This is a genomic window from Roseateles chitinivorans, from assembly GCF_050632235.1.
Taxonomy (GTDB): Bacteria; Pseudomonadota; Gammaproteobacteria; order Burkholderiales; family Burkholderiaceae_C; genus Roseateles; species Roseateles chitinivorans_A.
Genome location: NZ_CP192584.1, coordinates 1,119,274 through 1,135,160, shown reverse-complemented (window position 1 = coordinate 1,135,160; position 15,887 = coordinate 1,119,274). Strand labels below are relative to the sequence as shown.

The window sequence follows — 15,887 nt, the reverse complement described above, 5'->3', positions numbered from 1 at the left end:
TTCGCTTGCAGTCGTTAGGCCAATCAGCCTTGGCGCTGCTTGTGCCGCGGATCGGTACAGATCACACGCACCACGCCATTACGGCGGATGATCTTGCAATTGCGGCACATCTTCTTGACAGATGCCGAAACTTTCATGGTCTGCTCCTTGACCTACTCTGTTCGCTCAATCAGCGTTGATCCGGGGGTTGCTAAAAAGCTCACTTCGCCCGGAACACGATGCGAGCACGACTCAAATCGTACGGCGTCAATTCGACGGTCACCTTGTCGCCAGGAAGGATGCGGATGTAGTGCATCCGCATTTTCCCGGAGATGTGACCGAGAACGACGTGACTGTTTTCCAGTTTGACTCGGAAGGTTGCATTGGGGAGGTTCTCCAGAATCTCCCCTTGCATTTGGATGACGTCATCTTTCGCCATACCTTCGCACTTGCCAAATTGGAATCCAATATTCTGTTTTGCCTAGCGCCTTCAGTTGGCCTTAAAACTGGCCTTCTTCAGCAGCGACTCGTACTGCTGGCTCATCACATAGGACTGGACCTGTGCCCAGAAGTCCATCGTGACGACCACGATGATCAACAGCGACGTGCCACCGAAGTAGAACGGAACGTTGTACTTCAACGTCAGGAACTCAGGCAGCAGGCACACGCCGGTGATGTACACCGCACCCGCCAGCGTCAGTCGGGACAGGATCTTGTCGATGTGTCGAGCCGTCTGGTCTCCAGGACGGATCCCGGGGATGAACGCGCCGCTCTTCTTCAGGTTGTCTGCGGTCTCACGGCTGTTGAACACCAGCGCCGTGTAGAAGAAGCAGAAGAACACGATCGCGGCCGAATACAGCAGCACATAGATCGGTTGTCCCGGACGCAGCGCGTCAGAGATGTCCTTCAACCAGCGCATGCTGTCACCCGTCGCAAACCAGCTCACGAGCGTGGTCGGCAGCAGGATGATCGACGACGCGAAGATCGGCGGAATCACGCCCGACATGTTCAGCTTCAGCGGCAGATGCGAGCTCTGACCGCCGTAGACCTTGTTGCCAACCTGCCGCTTGGCATAGTTGACCAGGATCTTCCGCTGACCACGCTCAACGAACACGACCAGGTAGGTCACGCCGATGACGATCGCGATCACGAGCAAGCAGGAGATCACGCTCATCGCGCCGGTACGGACCAGCTCAAGCAGACCACCGATGGCGCCCGGCAGACCTGCGGCGATACCGCCGAAGATCAGGATCGAGATGCCGTTGCCCAAGCCACGTTCCGTGATCTGCTCACCCAGCCACATCAGGAACATCGTGCCAGCCACGAGACTCGTCACCGCAGTGATGCGGAAGCCGAAGCCGGGGCTCAGCACCAGACCAGGCGAACTCTCCAGAGCGAAAGCAATGCTCAAGCTCTGGAAGATCGCCAGCCCCAGCGTGCCGTAGCGGGTGTACTGCGTGATCTTGCGACGACCCGCCTCGCCTTCCTTCTTCAGCGCTTCCAGGCTCGGGACCACGTACGTCATCAACTGCATGACGATCGAGGCCGAGATGTAGGGCATGATGCCCAGCGCGAAGACGGTGAAGCGCGACAGCGCACCGCCCGAGAACATGTTGAACAGGCTCAGGATCCCGCCCTGCTGACCCTTGAACAGCTGCTGGAGCTGCGTCGGATCGATGCCGGGCACGGGGATATGAGCCCCGACACGGTAGACGACCAGCGCGAGCACCAGGAACACAAGGCGGCGACGCAGGTCGCCGAACTTGCCGCTCTTGGCCAACTGTGATGCGTTGCTTGCCACTGCTGCCTAGTCCTGTGCTTGGCTGATCAAGCGACGGAGCCGCCGGCGGCTTCGATCGCCGCCTTCGCGCCAGCCGTCACGCCCAGACCCTTGATGCTCACCTTGCGGGTGATCTCGCCGGACTTGATGACCTTGACAGCCTTGGCCAGCTCGGACACCAGGCCGACCGCCTTCAGCGTCAGCAGGTCGATCTCTTCGCTGGTCAGCAGATTCAGCTCCGACAGCGTCACTTCCGCATTGAACGGACGAGCCAGCGACTTGAAACCACGCTTGGGCAGGCGACGTTGCAGCGGCATTTGACCGCCTTCGAAGCCCACCTTGTGGAAGCCACCGGCACGCGACTTCTGTCCCTTGTGGCCGCGGCCAGCGGTCTTACCCAGACCGGAGCCGATGCCACGGCCCACGCGACGCTTGGCGTGCTTGGAACCCGAGGCGGGCTTGATGGTATTGAGTTGCATCTTGTGTTCCTCGTTGATGCCGTGCTTTACAGCACCTGCACCAGGTAGGCGATCTTGTTGATCATGCCGCGGACCGCCGGCGTGTCTTCCAGCGTCTTCGTGCTGTTCAGCTTGCGAAGACCCAGGCCGACCACCGTCGCGCGATGATCTTCACGGCAGCCGATCGGGCTGCGGACCAGCTTGACCGTGAGCGTTTTCTTTTCAGACATCTCGATCTCCTGGCGCTCAGTTGAAGATTTCTTCAACCGTCTTGCCGCGCTTCGCTGCCACTTGGGCAGGCGTGGAGCAGCGCTTGAGCGCGTCCAGCGTGGCACGAACCATGTTGTAAGGGTTGGTCGAACCGTGGCTCTTGGTCACGATGTCGGTCACGCCCATCACTTCGAAGACAGCGCGCATCGGGCCGCCGGCGATCACGCCGGTACCGGCCGGGGCCGGCGCCATGATCACGTGCGCTGCACCGTGCTCACCCACCACGTTGTGCTGGATGGTGCCGTTGCGCAGCTGGACCTTGACCATGTTGCGGCGGGCCGATTCCATCGCCTTTTGCACGGCGACCGGAACTTCCTTGGCCTTGCCCTTGCCCATGCCGATGCGGCCATCGCCGTCACCGACCACGGTCAGCGCAGCGAAGGACAGCGTGCGGCCGCCCTTCACAACCTTCGTGACGCGGTTGACCGCAATCATCTTTTCCTTCAGGCCGTCGTCGTTGCCTTCGGTCTGAGCGCGGGGTTGAAACTTTGCCATTTCCTAATCCTTTGAGCGTCAGAACTGCAGGCCGGCTTCGCGAGCGGCTTCAGCCAGGGCCTTGACACGGCCGTGGTAAGCGAAGCCCGAACGGTCGAAAGCCACCTTCTCGACGCCAGCGGCCTTCGCCTTCTCGGCGATGCGCTTGCCGATCAGGCTTGCAGCGGCCACGTTGCCACCCTTGCCGGACAGCTGCGTGCGCACTTCCTTCTCGGCCGTCGAAGCGGAGGCCAGCACGCGCTGACCGTCTTCGGAGATGACCGAGGCGTAGATATGCAGGTTCGAGCGGAAGACCGTCAGACGGGCCACGCGCTGCAGGGCGATGCGAGCACGCGTTTGACGCGAACGACGCAGGCGTTGTTCCTTCTTGTTCAGCATGGCGCGGCTCCTTACTTCTTCTTGGTCTCTTTGAGGGAGACCTTTTCGTCGGCGTAGCGGATGCCCTTGCCCTTGTAGGGCTCCGGCGGGCGGATCGCACGCACTTCAGCGGCGATCTGACCGACGACCTGGCGATCGGCACCCTTGATCAGGATTTCCGTCTGGGTCGGGCATTCGACCTTGATACCAGCCGGCATGTCCTTAACGACCGGATGCGAGAACCCGATCTGCAGGTTCAGCTTCTGGCCTTGCGCCTGGGCACGGAAACCCACGCCGACCAGGTTCAGCTTCTTCTCGAAGCCCTTGCTGACGCCGTTGGCCATGTTGGCCAGCAGAGCACGCATCGTGCCGCTCATCGCATCGGCTTCGGCCGATTCGTTGACGGGGACGAAGGTCAGCTTGCCAGCTTCCAGCTTGACCGTGACCAGCGGGTTCACGGCAACGAACAGGGTACCTTGGGCGCCCTTGACGCTGATCTTCTCAGCGGTGATCGTCACTTCCACGCCTTGCGGGAGGACGACCGGCATTTTTCCAACGCGGGACATTGTCTGTCTCTCCTTGGCTTATGCGACGTAGCAGAGCACTTCGCCGCCGACACCGGCTTGACGTGCTTTGCGGTCGGTCATCACGCCCTTCGGGGTGGTGACGATCGCCACACCCAGGCCATTCATGACCTGGGGAATATCGTGGCGGCCCTTGTAGATGCGCAGGCCGGGGCGGCTCACGCGCTCGATGCGCTCGATCACCGGACGACCGGCGTAATACTTCAGCGCGATCTCGAGCTCGGGACGGGCGGCATCGCCACGCACCGCGAAATCATCGATATAGCCTTCATCCTTCAGGACCTTGGCGATCGCGACCTTCAGCTTCGACGAAGGCATCACGACGCTGGCCTTCTCAACGCTCTGGGCGTTGCGAATGCGGGTCAGCATATCGGCGATAGGATCACTCATGCTCATACGAAATCTCCTAAACCTGCCGATTACCAGCTGGCCTTGACGACACCGGGGATGTCGCCCTTGAAGGCCAGCTCACGAATCTTGTTACGTGCCAGGCCGAACTTGCGGAACGTGCCACGGGGGCGGCCGGTCAGCTCGCAGCGGTTGCGCTGGCGGGTCGGGTTGGCGTTGCGGGGCAGCTTCTGCAGCTCCAGGCGGGCCAGATAGCGCTCTTCGTCCGACTTCTTGCTGTCGTCGATGATGGCCTTCAGTTCCGCGTACTTCTTCGCGTACTTGGCGACCAGTTGGGCGCGCTTCAGCTCACGTTGCTTGATCGAGAGTTTTGCCACGGGTCACCTCAGTTCTTGAACGGGAACTTGAACGCAGCCAGCAGTGCCTTGGCTTCGTCGTCCGTCTTGGCCGTCGTCGTGATGCTGATGTTCAGACCACGCAGAGCATCCACCTTGTCGTATTCGATTTCGGGGAAGATGATCTGTTCCTTGACGCCGATGTTGTAGTTGCCGCGGCCGTCGAACGAGCGACCCGAGATACCACGGAAGTCACGCACGCGAGGCAGGGCCACGGTCACGAAACGGTCCAGGAATTCGTACATCGTGGCGCCACGCAGCGTCACCATGCAGCCGATAGGCACGCCGTCACGAATCTTGAAGCCGGCGATTGCCTTCTTCGACTTCGTCACGACCGGCTTCTGGCCAGCGATCTTGGTCAGGTCGCCCACGGCGTGGTCCATGACCTTCTTGTCGGCGACTGCCTCGCTCACGCCCATGTTCAGCGTGATCTTGGTGATGCGCGGCACTTCCATCACGGACTTGTAGCCGAACTTTTCGGTCAGACCGGGGACGACCTTCTCGCGATAGAACTCTTGCAAACGAGCCATGTCTTACCCCTTAGGCCTTGATCTCTTCGCCGGTCGACTTGAACACGCGCACCCGCTTGCCGTCGGCGCCGAGCTTGATGCCCACGCGATCGGCCTTGCCGGAAGCGGCGTTGAAGATCGCCACGTTGGATTGATGGATGGGCATGGACTTGTCGACGATGCCGCCAGTCGTGCCCTTCAGCGGGTTCGGCTTGACGTGCTTCTTGACGACGTTGATGCCGTCGATCACGACGTGGTCAGCGTCCACGCGCAGCGTCACGGTGCCGCGCTTACCCTTGTCGCGGCCGGTCAGGACGATGATCTCGTCGCCTGTGCGAATCTTGTTCATGGCAATACCTTTGTCTGAGCGGGGCTTAGAGCACCTCAGGCGCCAGCGACACGATCTTCATGAAGCGCTCGGTACGCAGTTCACGCGTGACCGGGCCGAAGATGCGGGTGCCGATGGGCTCCAGCTTGGCGTTCAGCAGCACGGCGGCATTGCCGTCGAACTTGACCAGGGAGCCGTCTTGGCGGCGCACACCCTTGGCAGTGCGCACGACCACCGCGTTGTAAACCTCGCCTTTTTTGACGCGGCCACGCGGCGCAGCTTCCTTGATGCTGACCTTGATGATGTCGCCAATATGCGCATAACGACGCTTGGAACCACCAAGCACCTTGATGCACATGACGGACTTGGCGCCAGTGTTGTCCGCGACGTCGAGTCGCGATTGCATTTGGATCATGTCTGTCCCCAACTTTTCCCGCTCAGGCAACTGCGACCATCGCAGCCATCCAGAGAGCGGTCAGTCTTGGGCCCGTAAGCCAATCACCTGTCACCTTGCGGCGACCCGCGTCTGGCCTAAATGGGCAAGAAACCTAGAACCGAAGGCGGCTGTCCTGTGCGCTGGTCACAGAACCCGTCGAGCGACGGGGCCACCAATCGGCGAAGCTGCGGATTATGCGGCAAGCACAATCCGCCTGTCAACTGATGTTGTTGCGCGTCAGAGCGACTGCGCCTGCTTGAGCAGCGTTTCGGCGTCGCTCACCTCGAATTTGCCGGGCGCCTCGATATTGAGGCTCTTGACCACGCCGTCCTTGACCAGCATCGAGTACCGCTGCGAGCGCAGGCCCATGCCGCGCGCGACAAGGTCCAGCGTCAAACCAGTGGCCTGCGTGAACGTGGCACTGCCATCAGCCATCATGCGCACCTTGCCGGCCGTCTTCTGTTCACGACCCCAGGCACCCATCACAAACGCATCGTTGACGGACACACACCAGACCTCATCCACCCCCGCCGCCTTGAGTGCATCGGCCTGCGCGACATAGCCAGGGACGTGCTGAGCGGAGCACGTCGGCGTGAACGCGCCAGGCAGCGCGAAGATCGCCACGGTCTTTCCCGCGGTCAGCTTCTCGATGTCAAAGCTGTTCGGACCGAGCGAGCAACCCTCGCCTTCGACCTCGATGAATTCCTGCAGATTGCCAGCCGGCAGTCGATCGCCCACTTTCAGCATGTCGCGCTCCTGATTCTGTTGTCGGTGAATGAATGCGGCAGAGTGTGCCGCGAAAAATGAAAAATGGCTGGACACCGGGAATTCCGATGTTCCAGCCATTGACAGCCATGGGGCGGTCACCCGCACCAGGCCACGTCGCGCTCAAGGCGCGACATCGGCAATCAGACCAGTTGAGCCTTCTGGACCAGGCGGGTCACGACCCAGCTCTTGGTCTTCGAGAGCGGACGGCCTTCGGCGATCTCGACCACGTCGCCCATCTTGTACTCGCCATTTTCGTCATGGGCGTGGTACTTGCGGGAACGGGCCACGATCTTGCCGTAGAGCTCGTGCTTGGCACGGCGCTCAACCAGCACGGTGATCGTCTTGGCGCGCTTGTCGCTGACGACGCGACCGATCAGGGTGCGGGTGTTCTTCTCTTGAGCTTGCGTCATTTCGCGGCTCCCTTCTTCTCGGCCAGGATGGTCTTGGCGCGGGCGATGTCACGACGCGTATTGCCCAGCACCGAAGTGTTGGTCAGTTGTTGCGTCGCTTTTTGCATGCGCAGACCAAAGTGGGCCTTCAGCAGATCAGTGACTTCCTTCTTCAGGGCAGCCACGTCTTTCGCGCGCAGTTCAGATGCTTTCATGGGGTGTTCTCCAATCAGGCGCCGAGCTGGCGCGCCACGAAGGTGCAGCGCAGGGGCAGCTTGGCAGCGGCCAGCGTGAACGCCTCGCGCGCCAGTGCCTCAGGCACGCCATTGACCTCGTAGAGCACCTTGCCGGGCTGGATCTCAGCCACGTAGTACTCCGGGTTGCCCTTACCGTTACCCATACGGACTTCGGCAGGCTTTTGCGAGATCGGCTTGTCCGGGAAGATGCGGATGAAGATCCGACCACCGCGCTTGATGTGACGCGAGATGGCACGGCGAGCCGCTTCGATCTGACGAGCCGTGATACGGCCGCGCTCGGTGGCCTTCAGGCCGAAGTCACCGAAAGCGACGGTCGCGCCGCGGGTAGCAACACCAGTGTTGCGGCCCTTTTGCTCCTTGCGGTATTTGCGACGAGCGGGTTGCAGCATGTTGAGTTCTCCTTACGCCTGGCCGCCGTCAGCGGCGGGCTTGCGCACCACACGCTTCGCAGCAGGCTTGTCGCCGCCTTCGGCAGGCTTGTCGCCACGACCACGGCCACCCGGCGCGCCCGGACGGGCATTGCGACGGGGACGACGATCATCTTCGGCACCCGGGGGGTGTTGATCACGGGCGCCTCGCCATTGGCCAGACGGTCACCGCGGTACACCCACACCTTGACGCCGATCACGCCGTAGGTGGTCTTGGCTTCGGAGAAGCCGTAATCGATGTCAGCCTTCAGGGTGTGCAGGGGCACACGACCTTCGCGATACCACTCGGTACGAGCGATTTCGATGCCGTTCAGGCGGCCGGCGGACATGATCTTGATGCCCTGCGCGCCCAGACGCATCGCGTTCTGCATCGCGCGCTTCATGGCACGGCGGAACATGATGCGCTTTTCGAGCTGCTGGGTGATCGAGTCGGCGATCAGTTGAGCATCGATTTCGGGCTTGCGCACTTCCTCGATGTTGACCGCGACGGGCACGCCCAGACGCTTGGTCAGTTCGGCCTTCAGGTTCTCGATGTCCTCGCCCTTCTTGCCGATCACCACGCCCGGACGGGCCGAGAAGATCGTGATACGGGCGTTCTTCGCAGGACGCTCGATCAGGATGCGCGAAACGGCGGCGTTCTTCAGCTTGGCCTTCAGGAACTCGCGAACTTGCAGATCTTCGGCCAGCATGGTGGCGAAGTTCTGGTTGTTCGCGTACCAGCGCGACGCCCAGTTACGGGTGACGGGCAGGCGGAAGCCAGTCGGATGAATTTTCTGTCCCATAGTCTTCCTTCAGGCTCAGTGGCCGACGGTCACGTAGATATGGCAGGTCGGCTTGCTGATGCGATTGCCGCGGCCCTTGGCGCGCGCGGAGAACCGCTTCAGCGTGGTGCCCTGCTCCACGTAGATCGAGGTGACCTTCAGCTCGTCAATGTCGGCACCGTCGTTGTGCTCGGCATTGGCGATGGCCGATTCCAGCGCCTTCTTGATGATCAGCGCGGCCTTCTTCTGAGTGAACTCGAGGATGTTCAGCGCTTGATCCACCTTCTTGCCGCGGATCAGGTCAGCCACGAGGCGACCCTTATCAAACGACAGGCGGACGCCACGAACGATTGCTTTGGTTTCCATCGTCGTCATCCTTACTTCTTGCCGGCCTTCTTGTCGGCCGGGTGGCCTTTGAAGGTACGGGTCAGAGCGAACTCACCCAGTTTGTGACCGACCATCTGGTCCGACACATAGACCGGCACGTGCTGCTTGCCGTTGTGCACGGCGATCGTCAGACCGATGAACTCGGGCAGGATCGTCGAGCGACGCGACCAGGTCTTGATGGGCTTCTTGTCCTTGATGGCAACGGCCTTGTCGACCTTGGCCATCAGGTGATGGTCCACAAAGGGACCCTTCTTGAGGGAACGAGCCATGTGGGTCTACCCCTTACTTCTTGCGACGCGAGACGATGAAAGTCTGCGTGCGCTTGTTGTTGCGAGTGCGGTAGCCCTTCGTCAGGGTGTTCCACGGCGACACAGGGGCCTGACCTTCACCCGTACGACCCTCACCACCACCGTGCGGGTGGTCGACCGGGTTCATGGCGGTACCACGCACGGTCGGGCGGATACCCTTCCAGCGGATGGCGCCGGCCTTGCCGTACTGGCGCAGGCTGTGCTCTTCGTTGCTCACTTCACCGATGGTGGCGCGGCAGTCGATGTGCACGCGACGGACTTCGCCGGAGCGCAGACGGATCTGAGCGTACGAACCATCACGCGCCATCAGCACCACGGAGGTACCAGCGGAACGGGCGATCTGGGCACCCTTGCTCGGCAGCAGTTCCACGCAGTGGATCGTCGAACCCACGGGAATGTTGCGGATGGGCAGGGTGTTGCCAACCTTGATCGGGGCTTCGGCGCCGCTCAGGAGCGTCGAACCGACTTCCAGATTGCGCGGAGCGATGATGTAGCGACGTTCGCCGTCGGCATAGCACACCAGAGCGATGTGGGCCGTGCGGTTCGGGTCGTACTCGATGCGCTCGACCTTCGCCGGGATACCGTCCTTGTTGCGACGGAAGTCCACCACGCGGTAATGGTGCTTATGACCACCGCCCTTGTGGCGCATCGTGATGTGACCGTTGTTGTTACGGCCGGCATTCTGCTTCTGGGGTTCCAGCAGCGAAGCCTCTGGAGCGCCCTTGTGCAGGTGCTTGTGCACCACCTTCACCACGCCACGACGGCCAGGCGAAGTCGGCTTGACTTTAACGACGGCCATTACGCAGCCTCCCCGGAGAAGTTGAGCTCCTGGCCAGCCTTCAGCGACACGTACGCCTTCTTGACGTGGTCGCGACGACCCTGACGGCCACCGAAGCGCTTGGTCTTGCCCTTGACGTTGACAACGTTCACCGCATCGACCTCGACCTTGAACATCAGTTCAACAGCGGCCTTGATCTCAAGCTTCGTCGCGTCGCGCAAGACCTTGAACAGGACTTGGTTGTGCTTTTCGCCAGCCATCGTGGCCTTTTCGGACACGATCGGAGCGAGCAGCACCTTGGCCAGACGGCCATCAGCAAACTTGGGCGCGCTCATGCCAGCATCTCCTTCAGTTGCTCGATCGCAGCCTTCGTCACCAGGACCTTCTTGTAGAAGACCAGCGACAGCGGATCGACATAACGCGGCTCGACGACCAGCACGTTCGGCAGATTGCGCGAAGCGAGCAGCAGGTTGTCGTCCACCTGGTCGGAGATCACCATGACGTGATTCAGACCCATGCCCTTGAGCTTGGCAGCCAGCAGCTTGGTCTTCGGGGCTTCGATCGAGATCGAGTCCACGACAGCCAGGCGACCTTCACGGGCGAGTTGCGACAGGATCGCGACCATGCCGGCGCGATACATCTTCTTGTTCAGCTTGTGCGAGAAGTTCTCGTCAGGCTTGTTCGGGAAGATGCGACCGCCCCCACGCCACAGCGGCGAGGACGTCATACCAGCACGTGCGTTGCCGGTGCCCTTCTGACGGAACGGCTTCTTCGTCGAGTGACGGACTTCAGCGCGGGTCAGCTGGGCGCGGGTGCCTTGGCGGGCGTTGGCTTGATAAGCCACGACCACCTGATGCACCAGGGCTTCGTTGTAATCACGAGCGAAAAGGGTGTCGGGAGCGTCGACCTTCGACGTCGCCTGACCCTGCTCATTCAGGAGCTCGAGTTGCATCAGTTGGCTCCCTTCTTGACCTTGACCTTGACGGCCGGACGGATCACGACGAATCCTTCCTTCGCGCCAGGAACGGCACCGCGGACCAGCACCAGCTGGCGGACTTCGTCGATGCGGACGACATCCAGGTTCTGGACGGTCACGGTGACATCGCCGAGGTGGCCGGACATCTTCTTGCCCGGGAACACGCGGCCCGGATCCTGGGCCATCGAGATGGAGCCAGGAACGTTGTGCGAACGGCTGTTACCGTGCGAGGCGCGCTGCGAACTGAAGTTGTGGCGCTTGATGGTGCCTGCGAAGCCCTTACCGATCGAGGTGCCCTGCACGTCGACCAGTTGGCCGGCGGCGAGCAGCGTCACGGGGACTTGAGCGCCAGCCTTGTATTCGGCGGCGACCGCGGCATCAACGCGGAATTCTTTGATGATTTCACCGGCTTCAACACCAGCCTTGGCGAGGTGACCCGCTTGCGGCTTGGTGACGCGGGAGGCCTTGCGGGCACCGTACGTCACTTGGATGGCGCTGTAGCCGTCGGTTTCTTCGGTCTTGACCTGGGTCACGCGGTTGTTGGACACGTCCAGCACGGTCACGGGGACGGTATCACCGTCGACCGTGAACACACGCATCATGCCCACCTTGCGGCCCAGCAATCCGAGACGATTGCTAAGACTCATGGTTTTCTCCTGACCCCGAACACCTCGACGGAGACACCGCCGCGCGCCTGAAGTCATTTCACACACCCGACATCGATTGGCCGGGCCGACAAGCATCGCTCCTTCGATGAGGACAGGGGTAAAGGCCCCAAACCCCTCCGACGGCGATGCGACGAAGCCGCGCCAGGAAATCCCGGCGCGGAAAAGCTGCGGAGTATAGCGCCAACCCTGACCACACCGCAAGCCGAGCAGCATCGGCGCCCAAAGAAAAAGGCGACCCGAAGGTCGCCTTTCAGAGAGCAGCCGGATCACGCCGGCGCTGACTGCATTACTGCAGCTTGATCTCGACGTCCACGCCAGCCGGCAGGTCCAGCTTCATCAGCGCGTCGACCGTCTTGTCGGTCGGGTCGACGATGTCCATCAGACGCTGATGGGTGCGGATTTCAAACTGGTCACGCGACGTCTTGTTGACGTGCGGCGAACGCAGGATGTCGAAACGCTCCTTGCGGGTCGGCAGGGGCACGGGGCCCTTGACGATCGCGCCGGTGCGCTTGGCGGTTTCCACGATTTCCAGGGCCGATTGGTCGATCAGCTTGTAATCGAAGGCCTTCAGCCGGATGCGGATCTTTTGCTTGGTAGACATGACTTTTCCTTCAAAGAGCGACGCAATGCGCAAGGCATCGCGGAGGCAGCGATGGCGCCGCCGAGTGGGGGACGCACCACCCGCCGAAGCAGGCAGTGCGCCTCACCGGTACCCGACGGGTACCAGCAAAAGATTTACTCGATGATGGTGGCCACGACGCCCGAGCCGACGGTACGACCGCCTTCACGGATGGCGAAGCGCAGACCCTGCTCCATGGCGATCGGAGCGATCAGCTTCACGGTGATGCTGACGTTGTCGCCAGGCATGACCATTTCCTTGTCCTTCGGCAGCTCCACGGCACCGGTCACGTCCGTCGTGCGGAAGTAGAACTGGGGACGGTAGTTGTTGAAGAACGGGGTGTGACGGCCGCCCTCTTCCTTGCTCAGAACATAGATCTCAGCGGTGAAGTGGGTGTGCGGCTTGATCGAGCCGGGCTTGGCCAGCACTTGGCCGCGCTCGACGTCTTCACGCTTGGTGCCGCGCAGCAGGATACCGACGTTGTCGCCGGCTTGACCCTGGTCCAGCAGCTTGCGGAACATTTCCACGCCGGTCACGGTCGTCTTCTGGACTTCGCGGATACCGACGATCTCGATTTCCTCGCCGACCTTGATGATGCCGCGCTCGACGCGACCCGTCACCACGGTGCCGCGGCCCGAGATCGAGAACACGTCTTCCACCGGCAGCAGGAACGCGCCGTCAACGGCACGGTCCGGCTGGGGGATGTAGGTGTCCAGCGCGTCAGCCAGGCGCATGATGGCCTGCTCGCCCAGGTCGCCCGTGTCGCCTTCCAGCGCCAGCTTGGCCGAACCCTTGATGATCGGGGTGTCGTCGCCGGGGAAGTCGTACTTGCTCAGCAGCTCGCGGACTTCCATTTCCACCAGCTCCAGCAACTCGGCGTCGTCCACCATGTCGCACTTGTTCAGGAAGACGATGATGAACTTCACACCGACCTGACGCGCCAGCAGGATGTGCTCGCGGGTCTGGGGCATCGGGCCGTCAGCGGCCGAGCACACCAGGATCGCGCCGTCCATCTGGGCCGCGCCCGTGATCATGTTCTTCACATAGTCAGCGTGGCCCGGGCAGTCAACGTGCGCGTAGTGGCGGTTGGCCGTCTCGTACTCGACGTGCGCGGTGTTGATCGTGATGCCACGCGCCTTTTCTTCCGGCGCCGCGTCGATCTGGTCGTACGCCTTGGCTTCACCGCCGAACTTCTTCGACAGCACGGTCGCGATCGCGGCCGTCAGCGTGGTCTTGCCATGGTCAACGTGACCAATCGTGCCCACGTTCACGTGCGGCTTGGTACGTTCAAACTTGCCTTTTGCCATTTCAATTCTCCAAAAAGAGCATCTGTCCGGTCTGTTGGTTTAGCGTTTCCGCAGTGCCCTGAAACCCCGGCGACCGACAACCGGGAGGCGTCACTGCGAAGACGATTCGATGATCAGGAACGCAACGAGCCGGCACCCGAAGGCACCGGCTCAGGCCATCACTTCGCGCGAGCGGTGATGATCGCGTCGGCGACGTTCTTCGGAGCTTCGCTGTAGTGCTTGAACTCCATCGTGTACGTCGCGCGGCCTTGCGTGGCGGAACGCAGCGAGGTCGAGTAGCCGAACATCTCGGACAGCGGAACTTCCGCCTTGATGATCTTGCCACCGCCGACCATGTCGTCCATGCCCTGCACCATGCCGCGGCGGCTGGACAGGTCGCCCATCACCGTACCAGCATAGTCTTCCGGCGTTTCGACTTCCACGGCCATCATCGGCTCGAGGATGACCGGGCTGGCGCGACGGCAGGCTTCCTTGAAGCCCATCGAGGCGGCCATCTTGAACGCGTTTTCGTTCGAGTCCACATCGTGGTACGAACCGAAGGTCAGCGTGACCTTCACGTCCACGACCGGGTAGCCGGCCAGCACACCGTTCGGCAGGCTGTCGATGACACCCTTCTCGACCGCGGGGATGAACTCGCGAGGCACCACGCCACCCTTGATGGCGTCGACGAACTCGAAGCCCTTGCCAGCTTCTTGCGGCTCCAGCGAGAACACGACGTGACCGTACTGGCCCTTGCCGCCCGACTGACGCACGAACTTGCCTTCGACGTCGGTCACCGACTTGCGGACCGTTTCGCGATACGCCACCTGCGGCTTGCCCACGTTGGCCTCGACGCCGAATTCACGCTTCATGCGGTCGACGATGATTTCCAGGTGGAGCTCGCCCATGCCGGAAATGATGGTCTGGCCGGACTCTTCGTCGGTACGCAGACGGAAGGACGGATCTTCGGCAGCCAGACGACCCAGCGCGATGCCCATCTTTTCCTGGTCGGCCTTGGTCTTCGGCTCGACGGCCTGCGAGATCACCGGCTCCGGGAAGACCATGCGTTCCAGCGTGATGATGCTGTCCGGATCGCACAGGGTTTCGCCCGTGGTGACGTCCTTCAGACCCACGCAAGCCGCGATGTCGCCCGCCAGAATTTCCTTGATTTCTTCACGCTGGTTGGCGTGCATCTGCAGGATCCGGCCGATACGTTCCTTCTTGCCACGGACCGGGTTGTACACGGTCGCGCCCGACTGCAGCACGCCCGAGTAGACGCGCACGAAAGTCAGTTGGCCGACGTACGGGTCGGTCATCAGCTTGAAGGCCAGCGCCGAGAACTTCTCTTCGTCGGTGCGTTGACGCGTGATCGGCTGATCATCTTCGTCGGTGCCAGCAACCGGCGGGATATCCAGCGGCGACGGCAGGAAGTCGATGACGGCGTCCAGCATGCGCTGCACACCCTTGTTCTTGAACGCGGTGCCGCACAGCATCGGCTGGATCTCGGTCGCGATGGTCCGCTTGCGGATCGCGAGCTTGATCTCTTCCTCGGTCAGGTCGCCCGTCTCGAGGTACTTGTTCATCAGCTCTTCGGTGGCTTCGGCAGCCGCCTCGACCATCTTCTCGCGCCATTCCTGGGCGACTTCGACCAGGTCAGCGGGGATGTCTTCGAAGGTGAACTTCATGCCCTGGGACGCCTCGTCCCAGATGATGGCCTTCATCTTGAAGAGGTCCACCACGCCCTTGAAGTTCTCTTCCGCGCCAATGGGGATGACCACGGGCACGGGGTTTGCCTTCAGGCGGGTCTTCATCTGGTCGACGACCTTGAAGAAGTTCGCGCCGGTGCGGTCCATCTTGTTGACGAACGCCAGGCGGGGCACCTTGTACTTGTTGGCTTGGCGCCAGACGGTTTCCGACTGAGGCTGCACGCCACCGACGGCGCAGTACACCATGCAGGCGCCGTCCAGCACGCGCATCGAACGCTCGACTTCAATCGTGAAGTCCACGTGTCCGGGGGTGTCGATGATGTTGAAGCGATGCTCAGGGTAGGACATGTCCATGCCCTTCCAGAAGCAGGTCGTCGCGGCTGACGTGATCGTGATGCCGCGCTCTTGTTCCTGCTCCATCCAGTCCATCGTGGCAGCGCCGTCGTGCACTTCACCGATCTTGTGGTTCACACCGGTGTAATACAGGATGCGTTCCGTCGTGGTGGTCTTGCCGGCATCGATGTGCGCCGAGATACCGATGTTGCGGTAGCGCTCGATGGGGGTCTTGCGGGACATGGTGTCACTCCAAATGCATGGAGCCGCCATCGGGTCAGTAG

Annotated in this window: 26 protein-coding genes and 1 pseudogene; all 27 read right to left on the bottom strand. The window is 61.7% G+C overall.

What is annotated here, in order from left to right; genetic code table 11:
• Positions 1 to 23 precede the first annotated feature (23 nt).
• Positions 24 to 137, bottom strand: a complete 114-nt coding sequence (gene rpmJ / locus ACQ859_RS05080; protein ID WP_058933616.1) for a 50S ribosomal protein L36 — start codon at positions 135 to 137, stop codon at positions 24 to 26.
• Positions 138 to 199: 62 nt separating this feature from the next.
• Positions 200 to 418 carry a translation initiation factor IF-1 gene (gene infA / locus ACQ859_RS05075; RefSeq protein ID WP_088404619.1) on the bottom strand — a complete coding sequence of 73 codons (219 nt, stop codon included), beginning with the start codon at positions 416 to 418 and terminating at the stop codon, positions 200 to 202.
• 51 nt (positions 419 to 469) lie between these two features.
• The gene (gene secY / locus ACQ859_RS05070) at positions 470 to 1,780 is read right to left on the bottom strand and encodes a preprotein translocase subunit SecY (protein ID WP_088404618.1); all 1,311 of its coding nucleotides are present in this window, start codon (positions 1,778 to 1,780) and stop codon (positions 470 to 472) included.
• Between the two features lie 26 nt (positions 1,781 to 1,806).
• A complete protein-coding gene (gene rplO, locus ACQ859_RS05065) occupies positions 1,807 to 2,238 on the bottom strand; it encodes a 50S ribosomal protein L15 (RefSeq protein WP_431264845.1) in 432 nt (143 codons plus the stop codon).
• Positions 2,239 to 2,264: 26 nt separating this feature from the next.
• Complete coding sequence (gene rpmD, locus ACQ859_RS05060) at positions 2,265 to 2,447, bottom strand: 50S ribosomal protein L30 (protein WP_067278823.1); 183 nt, start codon at positions 2,445 to 2,447, stop codon at positions 2,265 to 2,267.
• Positions 2,448 to 2,463: 16 nt separating this feature from the next.
• Positions 2,464 to 2,982: a 30S ribosomal protein S5 gene (gene rpsE / locus ACQ859_RS05055; RefSeq protein ID WP_067278825.1), complete on the bottom strand. Its 519-nt coding sequence runs from the start codon at positions 2,980 to 2,982 to the stop codon at positions 2,464 to 2,466.
• Positions 2,983 to 3,000: 18 nt separating this feature from the next.
• Positions 3,001 to 3,360 (bottom strand): 50S ribosomal protein L18, encoded by a 360-nt coding sequence (gene rplR / locus ACQ859_RS05050; RefSeq protein WP_067278827.1) that lies wholly within the window; start codon positions 3,358 to 3,360, stop codon positions 3,001 to 3,003.
• Between the two features lie 11 nt (positions 3,361 to 3,371).
• Complete coding sequence (gene rplF, locus ACQ859_RS05045) at positions 3,372 to 3,905, bottom strand: 50S ribosomal protein L6 (RefSeq protein WP_431259522.1); 534 nt, start codon at positions 3,903 to 3,905, stop codon at positions 3,372 to 3,374.
• Positions 3,906 to 3,923: 18 nt separating this feature from the next.
• Positions 3,924 to 4,319, bottom strand: coding sequence for a 30S ribosomal protein S8 (gene rpsH / locus ACQ859_RS05040; RefSeq protein WP_058933609.1), 396 nt, complete (start codon positions 4,317 to 4,319; stop codon positions 3,924 to 3,926).
• 23 nt (positions 4,320 to 4,342) lie between these two features.
• Entirely contained in the window at positions 4,343 to 4,648 is a 306-nt protein-coding gene (gene rpsN, locus ACQ859_RS05035; RefSeq protein ID WP_067065192.1) for a 30S ribosomal protein S14, read from the bottom strand.
• A gap of 8 nt (positions 4,649 to 4,656) precedes the next feature.
• The gene (rplE, locus tag ACQ859_RS05030; RefSeq protein WP_067278833.1) at positions 4,657 to 5,196 is read right to left on the bottom strand and encodes a 50S ribosomal protein L5; all 540 of its coding nucleotides are present in this window, start codon (positions 5,194 to 5,196) and stop codon (positions 4,657 to 4,659) included.
• A gap of 10 nt (positions 5,197 to 5,206) precedes the next feature.
• Positions 5,207 to 5,524 carry a 50S ribosomal protein L24 gene (rplX, locus tag ACQ859_RS05025; RefSeq protein WP_067278835.1) on the bottom strand — a complete coding sequence of 106 codons (318 nt, stop codon included), beginning with the start codon at positions 5,522 to 5,524 and terminating at the stop codon, positions 5,207 to 5,209.
• Positions 5,525 to 5,549: 25 nt separating this feature from the next.
• On the bottom strand, positions 5,550 to 5,918 hold the full coding sequence (rplN, locus tag ACQ859_RS05020; RefSeq protein WP_058933605.1) for a 50S ribosomal protein L14: 369 nt from the start codon (positions 5,916 to 5,918) through the stop codon (positions 5,550 to 5,552).
• 258 nt (positions 5,919 to 6,176) lie between these two features.
• Positions 6,177 to 6,686 (bottom strand): peroxiredoxin, encoded by a 510-nt coding sequence (locus tag ACQ859_RS05015; protein WP_431264844.1) that lies wholly within the window; start codon positions 6,684 to 6,686, stop codon positions 6,177 to 6,179.
• A gap of 161 nt (positions 6,687 to 6,847) precedes the next feature.
• Positions 6,848 to 7,117, bottom strand: coding sequence for a 30S ribosomal protein S17 (gene rpsQ, locus ACQ859_RS05010; protein ID WP_067278841.1), 270 nt, complete (start codon positions 7,115 to 7,117; stop codon positions 6,848 to 6,850).
• Positions 7,114 to 7,311, bottom strand: a complete 198-nt coding sequence (gene rpmC / locus ACQ859_RS05005; RefSeq protein WP_088404614.1) for a 50S ribosomal protein L29 — start codon at positions 7,309 to 7,311, stop codon at positions 7,114 to 7,116. Before rpmC ends, rpsQ begins: the two co-directional genes overlap by 4 nt.
• Before the next feature lie 14 nt (positions 7,312 to 7,325).
• A complete protein-coding gene (rplP, locus tag ACQ859_RS05000; RefSeq protein WP_067278848.1) occupies positions 7,326 to 7,742 on the bottom strand; it encodes a 50S ribosomal protein L16 in 417 nt (138 codons plus the stop codon).
• A 12-nt stretch (positions 7,743 to 7,754) separates the two neighbouring features.
• Positions 7,755 to 8,563: pseudogene (rpsC, locus tag ACQ859_RS04995) on the bottom strand (30S ribosomal protein S3).
• Between the two features lie 15 nt (positions 8,564 to 8,578).
• Complete coding sequence (gene rplV / locus ACQ859_RS04990) at positions 8,579 to 8,908, bottom strand: 50S ribosomal protein L22 (RefSeq protein ID WP_067283213.1); 330 nt, start codon at positions 8,906 to 8,908, stop codon at positions 8,579 to 8,581.
• Between the two features lie 11 nt (positions 8,909 to 8,919).
• The gene (gene rpsS, locus ACQ859_RS04985; RefSeq protein WP_058933599.1) at positions 8,920 to 9,198 is read right to left on the bottom strand and encodes a 30S ribosomal protein S19; all 279 of its coding nucleotides are present in this window, start codon (positions 9,196 to 9,198) and stop codon (positions 8,920 to 8,922) included.
• 13 nt (positions 9,199 to 9,211) lie between these two features.
• Positions 9,212 to 10,036 carry a 50S ribosomal protein L2 gene (gene rplB, locus ACQ859_RS04980; protein ID WP_431259525.1) on the bottom strand — a complete coding sequence of 275 codons (825 nt, stop codon included), beginning with the start codon at positions 10,034 to 10,036 and terminating at the stop codon, positions 9,212 to 9,214.
• Positions 10,036 to 10,350, bottom strand: a complete 315-nt coding sequence (gene rplW / locus ACQ859_RS04975; RefSeq protein ID WP_377158104.1) for a 50S ribosomal protein L23 — start codon at positions 10,348 to 10,350, stop codon at positions 10,036 to 10,038. The genes rplB and rplW overlap by 1 nt, the downstream gene beginning before the upstream one ends.
• Positions 10,347 to 10,967 carry a 50S ribosomal protein L4 gene (rplD, locus tag ACQ859_RS04970; RefSeq protein WP_431101406.1) on the bottom strand — a complete coding sequence of 207 codons (621 nt, stop codon included), beginning with the start codon at positions 10,965 to 10,967 and terminating at the stop codon, positions 10,347 to 10,349. Before rplD ends, rplW begins: the two co-directional genes overlap by 4 nt.
• Positions 10,967 to 11,638 (bottom strand): 50S ribosomal protein L3, encoded by a 672-nt coding sequence (gene rplC, locus ACQ859_RS04965; protein ID WP_431266465.1) that lies wholly within the window; start codon positions 11,636 to 11,638, stop codon positions 10,967 to 10,969. Before rplC ends, rplD begins: the two co-directional genes overlap by 1 nt.
• Positions 11,639 to 11,945: 307 nt before the next feature.
• Positions 11,946 to 12,260, bottom strand: a complete 315-nt coding sequence (rpsJ, locus tag ACQ859_RS04960; protein ID WP_067278868.1) for a 30S ribosomal protein S10 — start codon at positions 12,258 to 12,260, stop codon at positions 11,946 to 11,948.
• 134 nt (positions 12,261 to 12,394) lie between these two features.
• Positions 12,395 to 13,585, bottom strand: a complete 1,191-nt coding sequence (tuf, locus tag ACQ859_RS04955) for an elongation factor Tu (protein ID WP_377158110.1) — start codon at positions 13,583 to 13,585, stop codon at positions 12,395 to 12,397.
• Positions 13,586 to 13,743: 158 nt separating this feature from the next.
• Positions 13,744 to 15,846 (bottom strand): elongation factor G, encoded by a 2,103-nt coding sequence (fusA, locus tag ACQ859_RS04950; protein ID WP_431264843.1) that lies wholly within the window; start codon positions 15,844 to 15,846, stop codon positions 13,744 to 13,746.
• Between the last annotated feature and the right edge of the window lie 41 nt (positions 15,847 to 15,887).